Below are 20546 nucleotides of genomic sequence, written 5' to 3' on the forward strand. Positions count from 1 at the left end.
CAATCCGAACGACGCCGTCCATGTCGATATCCTGGATTCTCGAAGTCGGGATCGAGCAGGCGAAGCCCCGTGGCGAGGTCATCAACGTCCGTCTCCCCATCCGGCTCTCGGAATCGGCCATCTGCATATTCCGTTTCGCGATTGCGCATGCATTCGGTTTGCCTGTCGCGAGCGCGCGGCGCTTTTGCCTGCCACTTTCTCCTTTGGAGCGTCACGATGTGTAGCAGGCTATACTAAAAGCTCAGTCCAGTCTCGTAAAACCGCCGCTCGACCCGCGCCGCAGGAAACTGAGGCTTTTCCGGCGAGGTGTGTTGTGGGCATGGCGAGATACTCCTTTGTCAGTGAGCTAAGAACGGTCTGAACTGGGCGCTCATCGTACCCCGTAGGTCAAGGTGCACACCGCGCAAAGATCGGCGCAGGCAGCGATGCCGTCGGCTGTGCTGCCGATCGATAGTGATGCTGTGGCTGATGAAGGGGCGCGCACAGCTTGGGTCCGCCAGGTAGGCCCATACTGGCCCGCGGCGTTGCGGCCGGAGAGCAATATCAGCTACGCTGACGCCCGAGGCCTTTCACGTCTTGAGGCAAACGGGCTCGCGCGTTGACCTTGACGCCCCGCGGCGAGGTAAATCTGGGCCGTCGCGCTCGCGGTTAGTCAATATAGTTGAGGTTAACCGCGCTATGATATTGACGTTGCGCCCCTATGCTTGATCCATTGCACCGGAAACTGCACACCCGGCCCACCGGAGAGGTGGAAGTGTCCTTCCAGCTGACCGTCCTGAAAGTGCTGGCCGGCCAATCTGCCGGGCTGGCCTCCGTTGCCGACATAAGGCACGCCGTTGAAATCCTGATGAACAGCGGCCGTGACTGGACCGATCGCATGAAGCGGCTGGCCGAACGCGCACCTGATCTGAATATCTTCGCGGCCGGGTTTGTCTTTCGCGATACTCTTGGCTGGGAAATCACGGAAGAGGGCCGGCAATTCCTCTCCGCGCTCGAAAAGGCCGTCGCCGATCAGAGCGAGCGGCCTCGATCAACCATCGATCCCCCATCCAGCGAAGTCACCGCGCAACCGGTCATGGATGCGGCAAAATCACTTATTCCTCCCCATAGTCACCGTCAAAGGTCGCGGCGTCGCCGCGGGAAAGGCGGGTCTAATCGACGTAGAGCATGACGCGGCGCAGCTTTAACTTGTCACGCGGCCTCTGGCCGAACCGCGTGCCGATATTTTGCAGCGAAGTTTCTAAGAGTGTGTCGTGTCAACTTCCTGACAGTGGTCTCAAGCTGACAATCGAACCTGCTACGCACAATTCGAGCAACTTGCTGTGAACAGTGCCTCAAGTCGTTCTGGCAAAGGTCCACCTGCGCCGGAGATCGACAGTCCGAGGCTTTGAGGATTGTAGTCATCTGCAGATCGGAGACCGTACGTAAATGACCATTGAGCCGATCGAGGATAATTTGCGGCTTGAAGAGGAATCGAGGCGACGAGACGAGATCAAAGTCAAGCTCCTTCGCGCGCGATCGGATGTGGCCAGGTACCAAGCAGAATTGACAGAGCTCGAGCAAACGCCGAAGCGTGAAGACGGCTCATCGATCTGCTCTGGGACACTTCAGCGCACGTGCGCAGGAGGTCGGAGAGCATAACGTGCGACCACGTCAATTGGAGCCTGTCTTGGATCCCGCTAACCTGCGAGCGGATGCTGGGGGCAGCGTCCGACCGAGCGACAGCTGGAAGTAGGCTGCCAACCGGGTCTTCGCAACAGGGGCTTGGCTTGGTGCAATGGCTGAGCGGTGTAGAGCGCAAGAATTCGCGCACAAGTGCAAGTGGCGAGAAGCCAAGCCACGAACGCTCACGCGCGTGACAAGTGTTGGGATCAGCCGTTTTGACCGGCTCATCTTTGTTCGCTCACAAGCAAGGTGCTGTCGCCGGGTTGCAAGGTTCACGCCTCCTCTGCGTCTTATAAATGTCATCTTGCCGATGCCAGTGAGCCGCGCTACGGCCGATCCAGCCAGCGCTCAGCTTCACACAAAGCATGCTGCAAGGATGCGGGCGGCAAAGCTCGAGGTAGTCGATGACAAAGCGTTTCCGCAACTGGGGCTTATTGTCCTTCGTTGCTTTCATGGCTTTCTGCCCTGTGGCCAAGGCGCAGGACCGCCGCATTGTTGCCGAACCTGTTGCACCTCACACGGTCTGCGACCGCCCAGTGCCGTCTGGCACAAACGATACGGCCAGGTTGCAAGACGCCATCGACCATTGCCCCGCCGGCGCGGCGGTCTATCTGGGCCGCGGCCAGTACTTCTCGGGCCCGCTCGGGATGAAATCAGGCGTCACCTTATGGATCGGACGTGGCGCCACGCTTGTTGCCATAGCCGAACCAGCTCTCTATGACAAAGGCTGGCGCCATTGTGGACGGATCGCAGGCAAGGGCGATGGTTGCCGTCCGTTCATCAGCTTTTCCGAGACGCGTGGCGGCGGCATTTATGGCGACGGTACCATCGATGGCCAGGGTGGAGCAGCGATGGCCGGCAGCACCGAAACTTGGTGGCAGTTGGCCCGCCGCGCCCAGACTGAGAGCGGCAATCAGAACGCCCCGCGTTTGATCCAGATCGATCAGGCGCAGGACATCACGTTCTATGGTGTCACGCTACGCAATGCGCCCAATTTCCACGTCGTGATGAACAGGGTCGAAGGTGCCACCTTTTGGGGGCTCACGATCGATGCGTCGGCCGAGGCCCGCAACACCGACGGCATCGACCCTGGCGCCAGCCAGGATGTGACCATCACCCGCAGCTTTATCCGCACTGGAGACGATAACGTGGCCATCAAAGCCGGCGACAATGGCCCAAGCCGTCATATCTCCATCATCGACAATTACTTCGGCTGGGGACATGGAATGTCGATCGGCAGCGAAGTGAACTCCGGCGCCAGCGACATATTGGTGCGCGACCTGACGCTGGATGGCACGACATCCGGCCTGCGCATCAAGAGCGATGTCAGTCGAGGCGGCTTGGTGGAGCGAGTGACTTATGAGAACGTGTGTCTGCGCGGCAACCGATGGCCGATCGCCTTCGATACAAAGTACAATCCACACGCACAAGGCTTCAGCATTCCAGTCTATCGCCAGATCGCTCTCCGCCATGTGCGCGGCGACAACGGTACGCTGCTGATGCGCGGTGTAGACGGCAAGCATGCACTTGACGTGACGCTGGAGGATGTTCGGTTTGCCGAGTCTGCGACTTGGCGGCTGGAAAACGCCAATGTAACCGCCGATCATTCTGAAGTGTCGCCGCCGCTGCCCGGCTGGGCGGGAGAGAGGGGGCCGGGCGGGTGGGAGCAATGTGCAAAGGCCTTCCGGAACTAGTTAATGCGTAACCACAACAACTTCGTGTCCGGCGGGTCAGGTTTCGTGTCAATGCGGTTGAGATTGAGTGGCGTTGCGCCCCGGGTCGTTTCATAGCGCTCACGTTCTTGCCAAGCTTTCCGACAAGCCTTGTCGCGGTCAGCCGCTCTGGAAATCGCGCCCGGCGGCATACTCGCTGCGTTGGCAAGGTTCGGCTGCTGTCGCGCTGCGGCTGTTTGTATCGATCATCGAGCGCGCAGCGGATCGGATGGAGAAGGTCACATGCGAATGATCGCGCTATCCGCTGCGGCTCTCGCGGAATGTTGCTCTATCTCGGCAGCCGATACTCAGTTGCTTTTTGTGTCGCACGCCGGAGAGACGGCCTATCACTCCGTGCAGGCAGCCATTGACGCACTGCCACCGCAAGGCGGGGATATCCAGATCAAGCCTGGCATCTATCGCGAAAAGGTCAAAGTCCTCAAACCTGGTGTTCATCTCAAAGGTACCGGCAAAAAGCCGGATGATACGATCATCGTGTACGGCGATGGCGCAATCAACGTGGGAGGGACAGCCCGTTCTGCGACGCTCAACGCCTCGGGCGATGACTTCCGGCTCGACAATCTGACGGTCCAAAACGACTATTCCCTCAAGGGGGACAATCCAGCTTCGCAGGCCGTGGCTCTATCGGTGACCGGCGACCGGGACGCAATCATCCATGTTCGCCTGCTTGGCGCCCAGGATACATTGTTCGCCGGTAAGGGCCCTAACGGTCGAATGTCGCGGCAGTACTTCTCTGATTGCTACATCGAGGGGCATGTCGACTTCGTTTTTGGCAATGCGAAGGCCTATTTCAGGCGCTGTGAGTTGCACGGCATCGCAAATCAAGCAGTTGTGTATACGGCGCAGAGCAAAAGAGCGCCGGGCGAGGACAGTGCCTTTGTGTTCGATCAGTGCAGGCTGACTGCCGAGCCTGGTGCGCGCTATGTTGCGCTTGGCCGCGCTTGGCGCCCCTATGCCACAGTGATCTTCCTGTCGACGAAGATCGATGCGCCGGTCATTGCGGAAGGCTGGCGCGAATGGGCCCCCGGCAAGACGGATACGTTCAGGACGGCCTACTATGCCGAATACAAATCCTCCAGCATCGGGGCCAATCCCGCAGGCCGCGAGCCTCATTCTCATCAATTGACTGACAGCGAAGCCGCGAAATGGTCGCTGAAAGCGTTCTTCGGGGGCGCGACAGATTGGCTGTCCAGCAAACCTTCAAGATAAAAATTAGACGAACGCTCGGGAAGTGGAGGGTTTTCAAACCCTTTGACCCGAGCCTCGTTGCGCTCGGGCGGCTCGTCCACAGCAACTCGCATTCGGGCAGGGGGGGCCATCGTAGCGCGCCAGATTCTTGTTGCCTCCTTTAAGAAGGAAAGCAAAGCGATCGACATTGCCGGCTGCGAATTCCTAATTCTTGTCAGCTTTCGAAAGCTGAATCCCGTATTCTCCAGAATCCAACGGCCGCCGAACGGCTGCCGCTTGCGGCCTTGTAAGGCGTGCGGATTGCGCAAGCCCTGTACCATCGCAAGGAGAACGGATGGATCCAACCGACCCCTTCTTCAATTCGGGCGCTTGAATCGAGGAGTACGCCGCGCAACAGGCGCGAGCAGGCAACGCAAGCCAGCAAAGCAACTTTGAGCGGCGGATGGAGGATTTGCAGGTTGATTCGACGGTGGGGACCCCCGCAAGCTCGCCTTCGCCGGATCGGGCTGTCGCAGAGGGCCGTGGACGGATCAGCCGAGGCGATATCGGCGGTTCGATGCGGATGCCGCCACACCTTGGTTCTAGAGGCGGCGCGCTCAGCGGTGGGCGGGCGAGCGTGGACATTCCCCGCTTTCAGCTTGAAGCTTCGCCCTAGCGCCGCAGTCCAGTTTGCGGGATGACCCGTTCAGCAGCGAACGCTACAGCTTGCCGGACTCAGACGCTGCGGTTCACGCCAAGAGCGGAAAAATCCGCGGACTGTGGTCACGCATCAGATCGGGGGCGGCAAAGCCCTTGGCGGGAGCGGGAGTAAAAAACCCTCGCGAGACGCGGGGCAGTCAGAGGTTTCTTCAACGAAGCTTCGCATTCATTACGCGAGGCAGCCGGCCGGACGCGCGGGGTCGACGCGGCGGACGAGGCGCTCATCAAAGAGTTAGCGGCAGGCAATCTCAGCGAAGGCAACATCAAAAATGCGGCGACCGACCCGCGCCATTTGAGCGAGCGCGTGCGTGAGAACGGCAGGCGCGATTGGCTCGCTTTTCGAATTCGTCTGGCGCAGGAGGCGCAGCGCTGCCAGGAACGCGGGAGAACCATCGTCAGCAGCTGGATCGCGACCGTGGATTTACGGATACCATGGACCTACCAGCCATGCCCCTGCCGTCGACGGCTTCGCCTGTCTGTCCCATCATCCACGGCACGAGGTGCGTACGGCCGGCGACGACATAGAAAAAGATGCCGATCGGCGGCAGCCTGAGGCCAATCCTCAAATCCTGACCGAAACCGCCGCGCGACAGGTAGAGCGGAAAGGTCTGGCAGACCAGAATCGAGTCCAAGCTTAGTCGACACATAAATTCCCACCCAATTGCTTGATTCACGATGATCGTAGCCGAGTCTCGCGCCGATTGAAGCCGGTGCCCGGATCTCGTTGAGAGATCATAACTATGCTCGTGCGAACGCGAGCATGCTTGTGACCTAGTTCGCGGTGGTCATGGTTACTTCATAATCGCTTCGGCCTCTGCACGAAACGCGTGGCGCGAGCCATCTCGTGAATAGAACATGTGACCGCCTGGAAAGACGACGAGTTTGACGCGCGGTGCTGAGGCAAATGGCGGCAATTGGTCGAGCACGATCTGTGATCCGAGATAAGGCGTGACGAGGTCAAACAGCCGTGCCCGACTAGCAATTGCATCTTCGGGTCCGTTGCGAGAATCTGGCGCAGCTCCGACAGCGACTCCGGAGGCCCGCGGCCGAAATCCCAAGCCTGCCCGACCGCGCCGTTGACTAGCTCATAGGAGCCGTCCGGCCGCCAGTTTAGCTTGCGCGTAAGGAGATCGACAGTGGCGCTGCTGAGAGGTGCGAGCAGCGTGTCGCTGGAGGGATCGCCGGAAAGATGGAAATCCGAGTCCGGATACGGATCGAGCCCACGCACTGAGGCGTCATAATTGCCGATTAACTTGCCGTTCTTGCGATCGAACTCACGGCGAAGCTCGGCGAGCTCAAACCGGCCCGCGAGCCTGCGACTCACCGCCTGATCGATGCCGGTCAGCGCCGCGACCTTGTCGGCCAGACGCGTGGTCGCTTCCTTGTCCGCCTTTGATGAGGTCGACCAGAAACTCTCCGCGTGCATAAGCTTCCACGTCGGCGAGATCGGCTCGCTTTACCGGACCCTCGGCTTCACGCAGGGGCGCGAGCAGGGTCGCGACATAGCTCGGCAGTGTTGCGATGTATTGCAGCAGGCAAGTGCGGGCATACTGGCCGTAGTCGAAGAGTGGCGAGACCATTATAAGGCCCTTGACGCCTATGCCCTGCCGCATCTGCAACTGGTGCACAACCTTTGGCCCGAGAATACCCCCATAGCTTTCACCCACGATGAATTTCGGCGACAACAGCCGGTCATGCTTTTCGAGCCAGCGGCGGACCACCAGCGCGAGCGCGTTGACGTCGCCGTCAACGGAAAAGAGCCGCTTGCGCACATCATCGCCGGTCCCCACGAAACGGCTATAGCTTGTGCCCACGGGGTCGAGAAACACCAAATCGGTGAAATCTAGCCAAGTCTCCGCGTTTGGCCTCACCTCCGGAAAAGTGGATGGCGTGACCTCGTCAGCATTGATCGGTAGCCGCCACGGTCCGGCATTGCCAACTGCAGCCTGGCCGATGATGAGCCCGGTCCGCCGTTGAAGAAGAACGTTACCGGGCGCGTGCCGCGATCGGCGCCGTCAAGCTGATAGGACGTATAGGCGATGTCGGCCTCCGGTTCACCCTTCTCGTCGAACAGGCGGATGGAGCCGCCCGTCGCGATGAAAGAGAGCGTCCGCCCAGGGAGATCAAGCGTTTGCCTGGTGCTGGAGTCCGGCGGCAGGCGATGCTGCTCGGCCGCCGACGGCGTACTTCGGCGCTTGGCCGGCGTGTTCGCCGGGGGCGCCCTTCTGGCCGGCCGGCGTCGTGGCATTGGCGCGCGGTGGCAGATCGTCTGCCCGCACGCTCCCCATGATCCCGCAAGCAAACAGGATCAACGCAAGAGAGGTGCTGCGCAGTGCGGTCGACGACATAGAGGTTCTCCTGTGCAAGGCTTGCTCTGTTGGTGCGCGAGGCGTGTCTGTCAAAAACGATCTAGTCACTAGCTCATGCGGGGGAACAACAAACCTACCAGAGTCAGCAGTTGCCACCGTCGGCGGGTGCAGATCGTATGCCCGACCATCGCCAATCGCCCGGTTGGCGGTTCGACCCCTGATCAGCTCAACGCGCTCGGCCTTCACGGCATGGCCAACGCCCTTCGTCGACATCGCCAAGCTGCGGCAGCAGGCCGCCGTCGAGGACATCGACTATCGCACTCCGCGCGGTCTGGACCGCAGCCTTCTGGCAATGCTGGTCGAAGGCGGCTGGACCGCCCACCACACCAACCTGCCGATCTGCGGCCCCCCGGCGTCGAGAGCCTGCGGCGAACCCGCAAGCCCGGCCGAAAGGCCTGAGCGAGTGGCTCCGTGGACATGCCGCCGCGCGTGGACAACGCGAAGGGCGTTGCCCACCTGCCCACAGCAGGAGCAGCAAAAAAACCAAATCCTTCGAGCCGCGATTCTAGATTGACCTCGCGGCTTCGCCGATACCACAAACCAAACAGCCAGAACGCCTCGCGCCCCGGGCGATGGGCGAGATCATCTCGGAATCCTGGGCGAGATCAAATCGGTACAGCCAGGCGAAATCATCGGAATCGCAATCGAGAAGCTCGCTGTCGCATGCTCCATGAAAAGGTAGGAGCAAAACGAGGCTTGCGATGATCTAGAAGAATATCAACGTAGACACCAATAGGTCGAGGGCGTGCTCCGTTTGGGGCGTGTGTGTGATGCTCGTCGGGTTATGGATGTATGACAGGCCGATGCTCGCATATATTCCGGGCGCGAGATACGCAGTGTATGTTCCCGTGATTGCTGTTGTATCGCGATGCACGAGCTCGCCCTTGGCCAAAGCAGCATCCACCGCAAACTTGCTCCAGACGGTGTTGGTGGCAACGAGAGCCATCAGATCACTGGGCCGACTATCAAAAGGTCCCTTCGCATAAAGGCGAAGCTCGTAGTACTGGCTGATTCTGTTGAGGTCGGGCGGTGCTCCCATGAGAGAGAATCCGCCATAGATACCACGAGATGGTGCCCCCTGGACGTCACTCTGCCAGAGCTGCCGGTCCGCGGCGATGTAGTGAAAACTATTGCCGCTATGCCTTTGCCGGTCCGGGTCCGCTACATTCTTGTAGCGGCTGTTGCTGAAACCAGCGCCTGCCCGCAACCACGTGTCAGGCACACCGGGAGCCGCCTTACTCTTGTAGCCAATCTCGTCGATGAAAAGAATGCCCGCGTTTGCTGTGCTCCAGTTCAGGCCGCTGGGATTCTCGGTTACATGCGCATAGGGTCCATCTGGACTGATTGAGCGCTGCACGGAGACTTTGTTGTACCAGCGATCATCGAAATTGTACTTCAGGTTGAGGGCGGGGGTCGGCGCCGCGTTGGTGCTCATCCCTGCTTGGAAAAGGGCGAACATGTTTGATCCTGAAATTCCTCCGAACAATGTGCCGGTGAATTCGTTCTGATTTCTAAGATAGCCAAACTTGAGTTCGAGTGTCCTGTCGAGGAAAGTTTGGTAGTAAGCGAGCGTGTTGAGTCCTACTCGATCAGGCCCCGGGCGCTTCCATGTCCAGTATTGCTGCTCGGCCCCCACGGCAATTTGACCATCAGCAATACCGAAGCGGCTGAGATCGTAGGTGACGATCATGAAGTTCGCCGTGGCAAATGTCGGATTCTGTCCCATATAGAGCTGGTTTGCGAAGCTGCTTCTGGCTGCATTCGGCAGCTGGTTGTCTGCAAAGCTGTTGTGCGTCCAGCCGATATACCCGATGCCGATGTCCGCCAGCGCCGATCTGGCGCCGCCCTTGTCCTGATCTATCGTATCGGAAGGCCCAGGTATGGCGAGCCACAACCCCTTTTCTCGTAGATTGTCGAAACGCGCGAAAGGGTCGATCGCCGCTTGTGTTCTCGTCTGGGTAGCCCGATCGGCACCGCCGCTCTTTTTGAGAGGCATGCTGGGACCATTTGCCGGCGCCGCGGCACGGGGTCCGGATGCCTTACTGATCAAGCGGATGGAGAGCCTTGTCTTCCGATCGGGAGCGGTGCTGCGGCTTCTTTTGGTGACCTGATCTGCAGTATCTCTGTTGAGATCAAGCTCGTTAGCGGCTTTTGCCAGAACTGAATTGCCGACCAGACAAGCCGCCAGCGGAAGTGCGACAACCCGGCCCCGTCGCTTCGAGCTGTATGCAAGTGCCGCCGTAGCCGAAGATGTTCGAGACGTTATCGCCGAAACAATGCGATCGCGCATAATGTACTTCGCGTCCCTATCTGCGAGCCGTGAATGGATCGAGCTTCGGCCTGATTGCCCGAGAAGCGGACTTCCCAGCCTTTGGAGTCTGAAGGCTATGGTGACCTCTAAAAGCAAAAGGTGTCGTATGTCCCCAGCGGGACCGGCTTTAACCGTCCCGAACCTCGTCACCCGGGGAGGGCGAGGCTGATCTGGCCTGCACGTAGCTTGTGCATCATGCGTGGCGCCGAGCGCGAGCGGCGTGCTGGCTCGATGAGGTGATGATGACGAACGAGCTTCAGCTGTCCTTGCCAGCAAGACATCGCGAGCGACCGTGCTCCGTGATGCCGCAGAGGAGTCTTATGGTGCCGAACATCGTGCTTGAAGACGTCATTCTCGACGAAATGGTAGTCACCGAAAAGCAACCCCGCCGGTGACGAGGGCAGGCATCATGAAGCTTTGTTGGCATCTCGGTCACCGAAAGACGAGGCAATCGACGGGCACGAGGTCTGGAAAATGTTGCCGTCTGTGCCCCCGGCGATCGTGGCAGAGTGTTCTGCGAGCTGGCGCAGGAGAACGGAGAAAATAGCATTCGAGCAGCTTTAATCGCTGCCGCAGGGCAGTTGGCGAATCCGTCAGCTCCATTAGCGCGGCCAGATCTATGGTGCATTCCAAGTTCCTTGACAAATGACCCGTGGGGCGTTCGATGGCCACGCTTGCCAGCTGTCCATCGTCTCGATCAACCTGCCGAGATTGGTAGTTGCAATGGCTGCCGGTCCAATGGCATGGCGCCCAGTGCTGAGGTGGCTAGCTGGCAGGGCTGAGTTTCCGTCGCAACGCACTCCGGCGAGTTGGCGCGGTTCGTATTCGGCCGCAGCAGGGTGAGAAAATCTGCAAGGATCTTGTGAATCGTGAGAAAATGGTGCCCCGTTGCTCGCAAAGACGCGAAGCAGTACGCCGCTGCCGACGGTAGGATGCAGGAGATCCCCGCTAGGGGGGCTTTTGCGCTGAAAAAGAGCCCACATTGGAGCCGAAGGGCAAACAATCGGAGGTTGCGAAGAATGATGGTGCCCGGGGGGCGCGGGCGGCTGCAGCCCGTCAGCATCGCAGGCTATTGCAGCAACGAGCGGCCTATTGGGTCGGGGAAGTCGCGCGTGGAACCATGGAGATGACAGATCAAGCTGCCGCCTCGGACTTGCGGCCGCTCTTGCACAGCTCGTTAGGGCGCATTCGCTGGGGTTTGATGTTTCTTGTTGTCTTCGTCGGCCTGGGTGCGGCGGCAGCCCATTTTGCATCGAGCCTCGCAGAGTTCGTCGAAACGCCTGCCGCTGGGCAAGTCGGTTCAACGATGGTTCTGTCACCGGAGGACAGGGCATCCCTGACCGAGACACAGGGGGCGCAGCAGAAGCTGAGCGATGACATCGCAGAGCTCACCCGCCACATCGATGCCCAGCGGGGCGACCTCCAAGCGATCTTGGATCAGCTCACAACACTGACTTCGCGAATCGACACCTTGCAGATTCCGGCGCCTGGTCCATCTGCTCCTTCCGCTGCTACTTTGCCGCCAGACAAAGCGGTCTTGAGCTCCGTCAAGAAACGCATCGGACGCTCAAAACCACAGGGTCCTGTTTCGGTCGGAGGCGCGCCTTTGATCGCAGGACCGATCGGCGAGCGCTGACACCACAGACCGGTCGCCTCCGTATCGCTGTCTCACCGCCTCGCCACCGCCGGGGCGGGGCCCGCGCCGAGCGCCGCGTCAAGCTGGCTCGCGCCGCCTCGACCCAAACCGGATATGGATTGGCCCCGTCCATCACATGTCTCGTCAGTGCAGCCGGATCTTCGCGATCACAGCGAGAAGATCCGCTACGGACGGCCTCCGCCGTAAGTCCGAACCGAAACGCCTGTCGATCTGAATGATGGGCCCGAGCAACGCCGAACCTGGACTATCCTAGTGGCTCTGCACAGTGATTTTGACTGGTTAGCACCGTGGGGGTCCAACGGACTTTCAGCGGAAGCTTAAGAGCGCTAAGGATGCCGGGGTCATCTAACGGGCCAGGCAACTCGCAGGGCAGCCCGTCGCCGCCGGGGCGCGGACGCGTCTCCCGCGGGCTCGCGTGAATCTTCCGTATAGAGAGTCTGCGTTGCACGACGATCCTGGCCTTGCGCGCGACCCATCGCAGCACAGCCTGTCGGTGGAGGTCACCGCTGCGTCTGGGTCCAAAGGTTCGCATCGACGCCGTGTAGCCGCATGGCTTTGCGCGCCGCGTATAAGCGTCGCGCTGAGCGTCGGAATGGAAGCGATCCAACGCGCCACGCTGAGACCATGGCGTTTAAGTTGAAGTCCTGCTCCCAGTTCATGGTGTCAATCGGCCTGCAAATTTGACCCCTCATCGGCGTCCAATTTTGACCCCTTCGTGCGGCGGGGTTTGCTGGTAGCGCTCGTCTCGTCGGAGCTGGCCGGGATAGCGGAGGCGAGACGAGCGCGGGTGGCGTGATCGTCGTCTCGGCTCTTGAATCGCCAGCTGTCGTTGCCGGTCTCGACGATGTCGCAGTGATGGGTCAATCGGTCGAGCAGCGCGGTGGTCATTTTGGCGTCGCCGAACACGCTCGGCCATTCGCCGAAGGCGAGATTGGTGGTCACGATGATGGAGGCCCGCTCATAGAGCCGGCTGACGAGGTGGAAGAGAAGCTGTCCACCGGACTGGGCGAAGGGCAAATAGCCGAGTTCATCCAGCACGATGAAGTCCATCCGGGTCAGATGCTCGGCGAGCCGTCCTTGCCGTCCGTTGCGGGTCTCGGTCTCGAGGCGATTGACGAGGTCGACTACGTTGAAGAAGCGGCCGCGGGCACCGGATCGGATGCAGCTTCTGGCGATGGCAATGGCCAGGTGGGTCTTGCCTGTGCCGGTTCCGCCAACCAGCACGACGTTGCGTTGTTGGGCGATGAAGCCGCCGCCAGCGAGATCATTGACGAGCGTCTGATTGATCGGCGTGCCGTCGAACTGGAAGTCGGCGATGTCCTTGGCAAGCGGCAGCTTGGCAATGGTGAGCTGGTATTTGATCGACCTTGCTTGCTTCTCGTTGATCTCGGCGTTGAGCAGGTCGCCGACAATGCGCTGAGGTTCGTGCTGGCGCTTGACGGCGGTTGCCATGATCTCGTCGAAGGCGGCCTTCATGCCGTAGAGCTTCAGTTCGCCCATGAGGTCGAAGATTTGGGTTCGTTCCATCAGATGGTCCTCCGGAGGTTGTCGTAGCGGGCACAATCGGCGATCGGTGCATGACGGAGCGTCAGTGCGGCCGGCGTCATGATGTTGGCCGGTGGGGCGGGTTCACGTTGACGGGCCAGGATATTGAGCACGACATCGGCGGAATGGACGCCATGACCGAGCGCTTCGGCACAGGCCGCTTCCACCGCGGGCAGACCGTCAGTCAGCACCGCGTTGAGGATGTCGACCATCTGCCGATTGCCATCGTCGGTGCTGGCAAGCTTGCGCCGGATCCGCTCGATCGCGGCCGGCAGCACCCAGTCTTTGAAGGGAGCACCGTTGCGCAAGGCGCCGGGTTTGCGGGCGAGCACCGGCACATAATGCCAGGGGTCGTAGACGGTATCGCCGCGGCCAAAGGATCGCGGGTGCTCGGCAACGATGCATCCATCCTGACGGATCACGATGCGATCGGCATAGGCTTGAACCTCGACCGGTCGTCCGACTGCGCTGGCTGCGACCGAGTACTTGTTGTTGTCGAAGCGCACCAGGCAGGTCTTCGAGACCGATGCCGTCACCGCATGGAAGCCGTCGAAGCGGCCGGCATAGGGAACGAGTTTGGGGCGTTCGGCTTCGAACACTTCCCAGATCGTCTGATCGACCAGCTCCGGATGGCGATGAGCCTTGGCGTAGGCGATGCATTTGTCGAGCAGCCAGGCGTTTAACTCGTCGAGGTTTTTGAACCGCAGCCGCGGCGTGAAGAAGCGTTCCCTGACCAGCCCGACCTGGTTCTCGACCTGCCCCTTCTCCCAGCCCGACGCTGGCGTGCAGGCGACCGGATCGACCAGATAGTGGCTGCACATCTGCAGGAAGCGGCGATTGTAGAGACGCCCTTTACCGACGAAGATCGTCTCTACGGCAGTCTTCATGTTGTCGTAGATGCCGCGGGTGCAGGTACCTTTGAACAGGGCGAACGCCCGGTCGTGGGCGTCGAACACCATCTCCTGCGTCTCCCGCGGATAGGCCCGCACGAACAGCATGCGGCTGTGGCAGAGCCGGACATGGGCGGCCTTCACCATTACCGTGGTGCCGCTCAGCAAGACCACCTCGTGGCTCCAGTCGAACTGATAGGCTTCGCCTGGGGCAAAGCTCAGCGGGACATAAGCGGCCGCGGTCGATTGCCCGCGTTCTTTGCTCCACCGCCTGGCGTAACGCCGCACCGCATCGTAACCGCCGTCATAGCCGCGGCCGCGCAGCTCTTCGAAGATCCGGATCAACGTCAGCTGTTCACGAGCCGATTTGGCCGCGTTCGCCGCCAGCAATCCGTCAAGCTCTACTGCCCATCGTCCCAGCTTTGGCCGCGGCTGCACCTGCCGCTCGTACTCGAAGGAGGTCTCTCCCGACCTCAGCACCTTCCGGACCGTGTTCCGCGACACCTTCAGGTCACGGGCGATCTCCTTGATTGTCTTGCCCTTGATGAAGTGCTCGCGCCGGATCCGGGCAATCGTCTCCACGATCAGCATCCCCCACCACCTGCTTCGTTCCAAAGCAGGCAGCGCAACAGACCAATCTGTAGGGGGTCAATTTTGGACGCCGATCCCCCGGCTTAGGGGGTCAATATTGCAGGCCGAATGACATTCATGGCTCATAGAAGGGATTGTTGCCGGGCAGTAGGTAGTTCGAGCGAGCAATCGTCGCGTTACGACCAACATTGCCTACGATGTCAAGTCGCTATCCCTGGACGGAGCGGCCGTCGCGAGTCCATCGGGAGCCATTGTCCGTCGCAAGAAGGTTCTACGACTAAATTCTTCAGACAATTGAAGCGTCTCCGCACTGAGCGAGTATGCCGCGCGGTTGGCACAATCGCCAAGATCGGGGATTTCGGGTCAGTTGGTCGCACACTTGTCAGAGAGACGCGAGCTCACGACGAACATCAGTTGGCGATCGTGACAGCGGTGATCGCTCACCATCCCCCGCGTAGCGCTCATGGCTCATCAAGACGTCGAGGGGAGCCTCAGAGGGCTGGTAGGTCAAATTTGGCTTGAAGCTGACGTAAGGTCATATTGTAGCGTCGCCAGCGAAACATGACCAAAGCAGGCTCGATCCGATAATGCAATTTAGATTTACAGACTTCAACGACGTGCGCGCCGCAAACAGAGCATATAGCAAGGCTTCGGGAGTAGGTTATCATCGCAGTAGACTGCGCGGGACGCCACATCTCGAGCAGCAGGCAGCTTCAGCTCTTGACATATGGACTTGGTGTCTATCGCCTCAAGAGAGGATCAATTACATCCGAAAACATCGTTCCCAATTCCGGTTTGACAGCTACGGCCAGATGATCGGTGTCGTCCGCGGTCGTTGCTTCAGTGGTTACGCATCCGAGCTCATCAAATGGCGAAATCGATTCAGGGCCAACACGTGGCGTGCTGCCGTGTTGTTTTGCGCTGGGACTTGGGCAATCCTCATTTATGCTGTCCTCCGAATGCTAGATATTGTTCGCAATTGACTGGAGTTCCCATAGTAAGGCCGTTCACCGCCGCGTGAATTGAAAGTCTTTAGTATGCGTATGAACGGTTGCAAGCTGACTCGTGTCTGCAGCCGTAGTTCGGACTCGTCCCATCTTCGGCGCGTTACGGATTTGGTTCACGTGCAATCGGATAGTCATGAGATTGCCGCCCACGAACAGGGCCCCGTCTCGGTTGGTCGTCGGATGATCCAATCTTGGTCCGAAACCCCTGCCGGAGCTAATCTGACCGCCGGACCCAACTTATCAAAATCACTGTGCAGAGCCACTAGGCGAGCGTGATATCCGGCTTCGCTGTCACCGCCTCCAGAATCAATTGCGAATGCGCTTCGATTTGCGGTCACCGCCCTGGCGTTTAGGAGCGATGTCGCCGACTTCCTTGAGGCGACCGCGCCGGCGGATCGCGCTGACACCAAAGCGCTCGGCAGCCTGTCGACAGGACATGCCACCGTCAATCGCTGCTACCACCCTTTGGCGAAGATCAACCGAAAACGCCCTGGCCATACATGCTGGCCTCCCTCGCCAGCATGTGGCTTGAATCTGACTCGCGCCGTTTTGGGAATCCCACCCGATTCGGTCCGGTCGGAAAATGCTCTAGTATGACCGTACGGGCCGCGGCCCGCGACCTCATTTGATGCTTCAAGAACTGTGCGCATATGGGTGGTCTTCGTTAATATGGTGCGCGGTCGAGATAAGCGTCGAATGCCGCAGCAACGGCGCGGATGACAAAACGGTGCTCCTGCTTGACGCGGAGGATACCCTTCTCGATCTCCACTATCCCGTCCTCGGTGAGCATCTCCAAGCGATCAGCTGAAACAAGAAAAGCTACCGGATCAAATCCGTGCTTGACGCAGATTGCTGGAACATCGGCCTGTAAGTCGCACATCACGCGTTCGATGATTTCGGCCCGAAGCCGATCTTCCTCGGTGAGACGGTAGCCCTTTGAAGTCGGGAAGCAGCCAGCTTTGATATGCTGATGATAGGAAGCGGTTGCGAGCTCATTCTGGACGTAGCCGTCAGGAAGGCGGCCAATGGCGGACGGACCGAAGCCGATCACGGTTTGACAGGTATCAGCCGAATAACCCAGGGAGTTGCGGCAAAGGCGACCGGCCTTCTGCGCCAGCGCGAGCTCGTCGGATGGCAAGGCGAAATGGTCGAGCCCAATTTGTCGGTAGCCCGCCGCGACCAGAGTTTCAGCCACCGCCGCGGCTTGCTCGGCGCGAGCGACATTGTCTGGCAGCGCCGCCTCATCGATCTGGCGCTGACGTTTCATATAGGAGGAAACATGGGCGTAGCCGAAAACCGCAAGCCGGTCCGGCCGCATAGCTACCGCGATTCTGGCGGAGTCAACGCAGGACTGCACCGACTGGTGTGGCAATCCGAACAGGAGGTCGAAGTTGATGCGGCTTATTCCATGCTGGCGCAGACTTTCGACGGCAAGAGCTATCTGTGTCTCGCTCTGGACGCGGTTCACTGCCCGCTGCACCAGGGGATCAAAACTTTGCGCGCCAATGCTGGCGCGGCTGACGCCGGCTGAGCCTAATGTTTCGGCCATCTCGGTCGTGAACGTTCTGGGATCGATCTCGACGGCAACGGTGGTCGACTTGCTGAATGTGAAGCAGTCGCGCAGGAGCTCCATCAGGCCCAAGAAGTCGGCAGGCGAGATGATGGTCGGCGTCCCGCCGCCGAAATGCACGTCGCTGACGGACAAGGCGCGGGGCGCCTGCGCTGCGACCAAATCAATCTCCTCGCGGAGCACCGCGAGATATTTGCGGATCGGTCGCTCGCTGTGAGTGAGGCTTGTCGGGAAGCCGCAATACCAGCAAATCGAGCGACAGAACGGAACGTGGAGATAGATGGATACCGGTTCATCGCGCGGCAGCCGCCTCAACCATCTCCCATAAGTGTTGGCGCCCACCATCGCGGAGAAATCAGGTACGGTCGGATAAATAGTGTACCAAGGCAGGCGGGAATCGCAATATTTGTTCAGCAACGAGGTCTGCACGTCTTATCTATCCATGCTCACACAACATGAAGTTGACCCATCTCCTCTTCGGTGTCTTTGCTTCATGTCAATGCGCCCGCTTTGGTCTCGATCTTTGTCTGGGCGTAGTGGCAATCCGTCCTCCGAAGGTGTGTCGCTTCTGGCTCTCACACGTTTATGAAGAAGCAATGATCTCAAACCATCAGCTCGCGGCGGATGTGGTAAAGCGCGCCGACGGCTGGCGGGATCAAATTCGCTCTGGCAGCCTGGCAGCATAGGATCAATAGGGCAGGAGGGTTCATGAACTGATGGTCATACGTTCAAATCCGGTCCCGCAACGACCGATGTTTGCGATAGCAAGCCATCCAGAGCCCAGGCCTCCGAGAGGAAGTCGGGGTTCTTCTTGTCCGCCGCAAATCGCAGGATCGCGGCCAAGTCACCGCGCAGCACGATTCGAGCGCATCCATCTCAGCCTTCATCGACGGTTCATACATGCCATCTTGATCGCAGTGATAATGCCTCAAATCTGCTTTTTGACTCTTTCCAGCTCGCTTTGCCCAGCATCCTGATCGGTTCGACGTTCGATCCGCATTCGGTTCACTTCTTGGGTGAATTCCTCGCAAAACTGCTTGAACAATTCGGGCTTTATTAAGTGCGTCCGGAGGCCGTTCAATACGGATGGCGCCAGCGCATCGTGCCGGATGTTCACGCGATTATTGCACGTCCCCTTGTTCCCGCGCCGCCGCGCAGCCGAGCAGGTCCTTCGTGTACCCACCGCCGACGCCGGCGGCCCAGGCATCTCTTCGCCGGCCTAGTGAGATGCGGTTGTTGCGTGGCGGTCGAGCTTGTCGCGGGCGTAGATGGCCTCCTGGCGGTAAGGCGGCTCGCCATCGGCATATTTGGCAACGGCAATCTGGGCCAGAAGCGCTTCCGTCGTCAAAGCAAGTGCCGGTAACGAGAGACGCGGAAGCCAACTCCAGCGTCGCCGACCGCCTCGCAGTGTTCCAGTTCAACGTCCTCTCGGCCTAATCCTCCGTAGAAATCACCCGGCCTCGGCGAGCCGAGGGGCATCAGCAGCTATCGGATTGCACGTCTCTCCACCATACTGTGTATGTGAAGGACAGGACTTGGCGGCAATCAAATACCTGAACGTGACCGCTGACGATTTTCACTGAGAAGAAGGACGATGTGTCGTCCTCGTAGCCGATGCATATCTCCGAGGTCCCAGGGCTCAATATCCAACGCGATTTCGCCCCGTGGTGACATAGGTTCGGTAACAAACCGCTGACGTGGCATTCACTGTCGTAGTCGTATCCGTACACTTGTTTTCCGCATACGGCGACACTAATCTCGTTGCGCGTTTTGGTTTCGCGTTCGTACACGCTGAGGACTTCGCAGCGGCGATGGTAAGCGAACGCGACCGCCGCTGACGCCACTCGGACATGCTGTTTCATATCACCTACCTAATGCCGGACGGACGAAGGGCGGGATGCGCCGAGTGCGCCCCCGTGTCGTCAATGGCCGGCAACGATCGCCGAGGGTAAGGGAGTCCAAATAAAAGACGCCGCTCCTCTTCGTCCTAACTCCCCACCGCGGGTTCTTTCTTTAGGCCCGCAAGGGTGACGACCCGGATCCTGATCGCCGAATCACTGCGCTTTAGCTCACTCGCGATCTCTTGCGCAGCTCGCGCGGCTTCCCGCAGTTCGAATACCCGCTGGTCGTCCAGCTTAGTCCATCGGGTAAATCGCTTACCTAGCAACCCCACCTAAAAGCAGTCATTTATCTGGGTTCTCCCCGACTAAATTCGTGTCCTACCGCTGTGCGACGTCAGTGCTTTGCCTGACAAGCTCGCGAACTCTTACGCGATAAGGTCTCGTCTGAGAATGCTAACCCGTTTGTTCAGTGCTCGGCGCAACGCATTGCCCTCACCTGTCGTCATCCTGCCAGCGGACCGCTCGGACACACAATCCATCATGACCCGTTGAATCTGGACCAGTTTCATACTTTCGATCTGGGCAATGCGCTTCTTAACTTCGGCGTGCAAGCAGGCAGTCTTTCTAGACATCGTCAGATCCTGATGCTCCACGGAGTCCAGCCCGAAAGGCTAACGACGTTTGACGGTACAGCATCAACATTGGATCGGGCTCCTACCTTTTCTGGGGGGCCCGTCGCTCCCTGGCCACTCATCCTCTATTCATCCTCGGGGCGGCCCGGGCTAAAGAAGGGCACTGCCCGTCGTCACCCAGCGCTCAATCTAGCGGAGGTCGAGGCGCCGAGACCGAGCACCCGCGCCGTTTCCGTCTGCTCTCGCCGTCTTCGACCAGCGCGACCGCCCGCGCCCTGAGATCCTTCGAGTATCCCTTCGCCATCGCGACCTCGCCATTGCTTGTCAAAGCAACCCGAATCTGATTAGCGCGCCTCAGGGACCCCCCTTATTTGTTCCGATTCACATCAACCGAAAACCGCTCTAGCCTGAAGGAGATCGAGCTTAGCGCGCCCGTACATCTGCCGTTTGACCAGCTTGAGTTTCCTGAGCTTCCACTTGGCCATTGGACCATGGTTGCGTGTGAACCTCCTCCGAATGAGTGGACACCTGTAGTAGGCTCAATGAGCCCGGAGGTGTCGAATGGAACGTCAACGTCGGTCGTTTACCGAGGATTACAAGCGCCAGGCGGTCGAACTGGTCGTGTCGAGCGGTCGCTCGATCGGGTCGGTTTCCAAAGAGCTGGGTCTGCGCGACTCGGTGCTGCGGCGCTGGGTAGATAAGCTCCGGCAGGAGCCGGCATCGGCGGCGTGGCGCCCCACCACGCAGGCGACGCCGATGTCGGCGGACCAGGCTTATAGCGCGACAATCAGGATGAGAGCGGCGCGTCAATCAAGATGAGACGAGGCGGCCGAGTCAGGAGATAATTG

The 20546-nt window shown here is 59.6% G+C and carries 9 protein-coding genes and 5 pseudogenes; 6 read left to right on the plus strand and 8 right to left on the minus strand.

Annotated elements, in window-relative coordinates; genetic code table 11:
• The first annotated feature begins 20 nt into the window (after window positions 1-20).
• The 4 genes from V5279_RS07025 to V5279_RS07040 all read left to right on the plus strand — a co-directional run bounded on the left by V5279_RS07025 (window position 21) and on the right by V5279_RS07040 (window position 4607).
• A complete protein-coding gene (locus V5279_RS07025; protein WP_173643994.1) occupies window positions 21-224 on the plus strand; it encodes a hypothetical protein in 204 nt (67 codons plus the stop codon).
• A gap of 530 nt (window positions 225-754) precedes the next feature.
• Window positions 755-1171 carry a hypothetical protein gene (locus V5279_RS07030; RefSeq protein ID WP_338696085.1) on the plus strand — a complete coding sequence of 139 codons (417 nt, stop codon included), beginning with the start codon at window positions 755-757 and terminating at the stop codon, window positions 1169-1171.
• 898 nt (window positions 1172-2069) lie between these two features.
• Window positions 2070-3359 (plus strand): glycoside hydrolase family 28 protein, encoded by a 1290-nt coding sequence (locus tag V5279_RS07035; RefSeq protein WP_338696087.1) that lies wholly within the window; start codon window positions 2070-2072, stop codon window positions 3357-3359.
• 261 nt (window positions 3360-3620) lie between these two features.
• A complete protein-coding gene (locus V5279_RS07040; RefSeq protein WP_338696089.1) occupies window positions 3621-4607 on the plus strand; it encodes a pectinesterase family protein in 987 nt (328 codons plus the stop codon).
• Between the two features lie 1469 nt (window positions 4608-6076).
• On the opposite strand, the pseudogene V5279_RS07045 reads toward V5279_RS07040, so the two are convergent.
• A pseudogene (locus tag V5279_RS07045) lies at window positions 6077-7573 on the minus strand (S10 family peptidase).
• A gap of 787 nt (window positions 7574-8360) precedes the next feature.
• Complete coding sequence (locus V5279_RS07050) at window positions 8361-9944, minus strand: carbohydrate porin (protein WP_338696091.1); 1584 nt, start codon at window positions 9942-9944, stop codon at window positions 8361-8363.
• 1147 nt (window positions 9945-11091) lie between these two features.
• Here V5279_RS07050 and V5279_RS07055 point away from each other — a divergent pair.
• Window positions 11092-11601, plus strand: a complete 510-nt coding sequence (locus V5279_RS07055) for a hypothetical protein (protein WP_224496603.1) — start codon at window positions 11092-11094, stop codon at window positions 11599-11601.
• 542 nt (window positions 11602-12143) lie between these two features.
• On the opposite strand, the pseudogene V5279_RS46985 reads toward V5279_RS07055, so the two are convergent.
• The 6 genes and pseudogenes from V5279_RS46985 to V5279_RS07080 form a co-directional block, all read right to left on the minus strand.
• Window positions 12144-12272, minus strand: a pseudogene (locus V5279_RS46985) (sarcosine oxidase subunit beta); the annotation flags it as partial.
• Between the two features lie 13 nt (window positions 12273-12285).
• Window positions 12286-13149: an IS21-like element helper ATPase IstB gene (gene istB / locus V5279_RS07060; protein WP_338687724.1), complete on the minus strand. Its 864-nt coding sequence runs from the start codon at window positions 13147-13149 to the stop codon at window positions 12286-12288.
• Between the two features lie 8 nt (window positions 13150-13157).
• A pseudogene (gene istA / locus V5279_RS07065) lies at window positions 13158-14648 on the minus strand (IS21 family transposase); the annotation flags it as partial.
• A gap of 1322 nt (window positions 14649-15970) precedes the next feature.
• Window positions 15971-16153 (minus strand): annotated as a pseudogene (locus tag V5279_RS07070) (IS630 family transposase); the annotation flags it as partial.
• Window positions 16154-16319: 166 nt separating this feature from the next.
• On the minus strand, window positions 16320-17654 hold the full coding sequence (gene hemN, locus V5279_RS07075; RefSeq protein WP_338696094.1) for an oxygen-independent coproporphyrinogen III oxidase: 1335 nt from the start codon (window positions 17652-17654) through the stop codon (window positions 16320-16322).
• Window positions 17655-18471: 817 nt separating this feature from the next.
• A pseudogene (locus V5279_RS07080) lies at window positions 18472-18573 on the minus strand (IS66 family transposase); the annotation flags it as partial.
• Window positions 18574-20259: 1686 nt separating this feature from the next.
• Between V5279_RS07080 and V5279_RS07085 the strand changes: the two are divergent.
• Window positions 20260-20517 (plus strand): transposase, encoded by a 258-nt coding sequence (locus V5279_RS07085; protein WP_338696096.1) that lies wholly within the window; start codon window positions 20260-20262, stop codon window positions 20515-20517.
• Window positions 20518-20546 lie beyond the last annotated feature (29 nt).

The organism is Bradyrhizobium sp. 26S5 (assembly GCF_036923295.1).
GTDB classification, from domain to species: Bacteria; Pseudomonadota; Alphaproteobacteria; order Rhizobiales; family Xanthobacteraceae; genus Bradyrhizobium; species Bradyrhizobium septentrionale.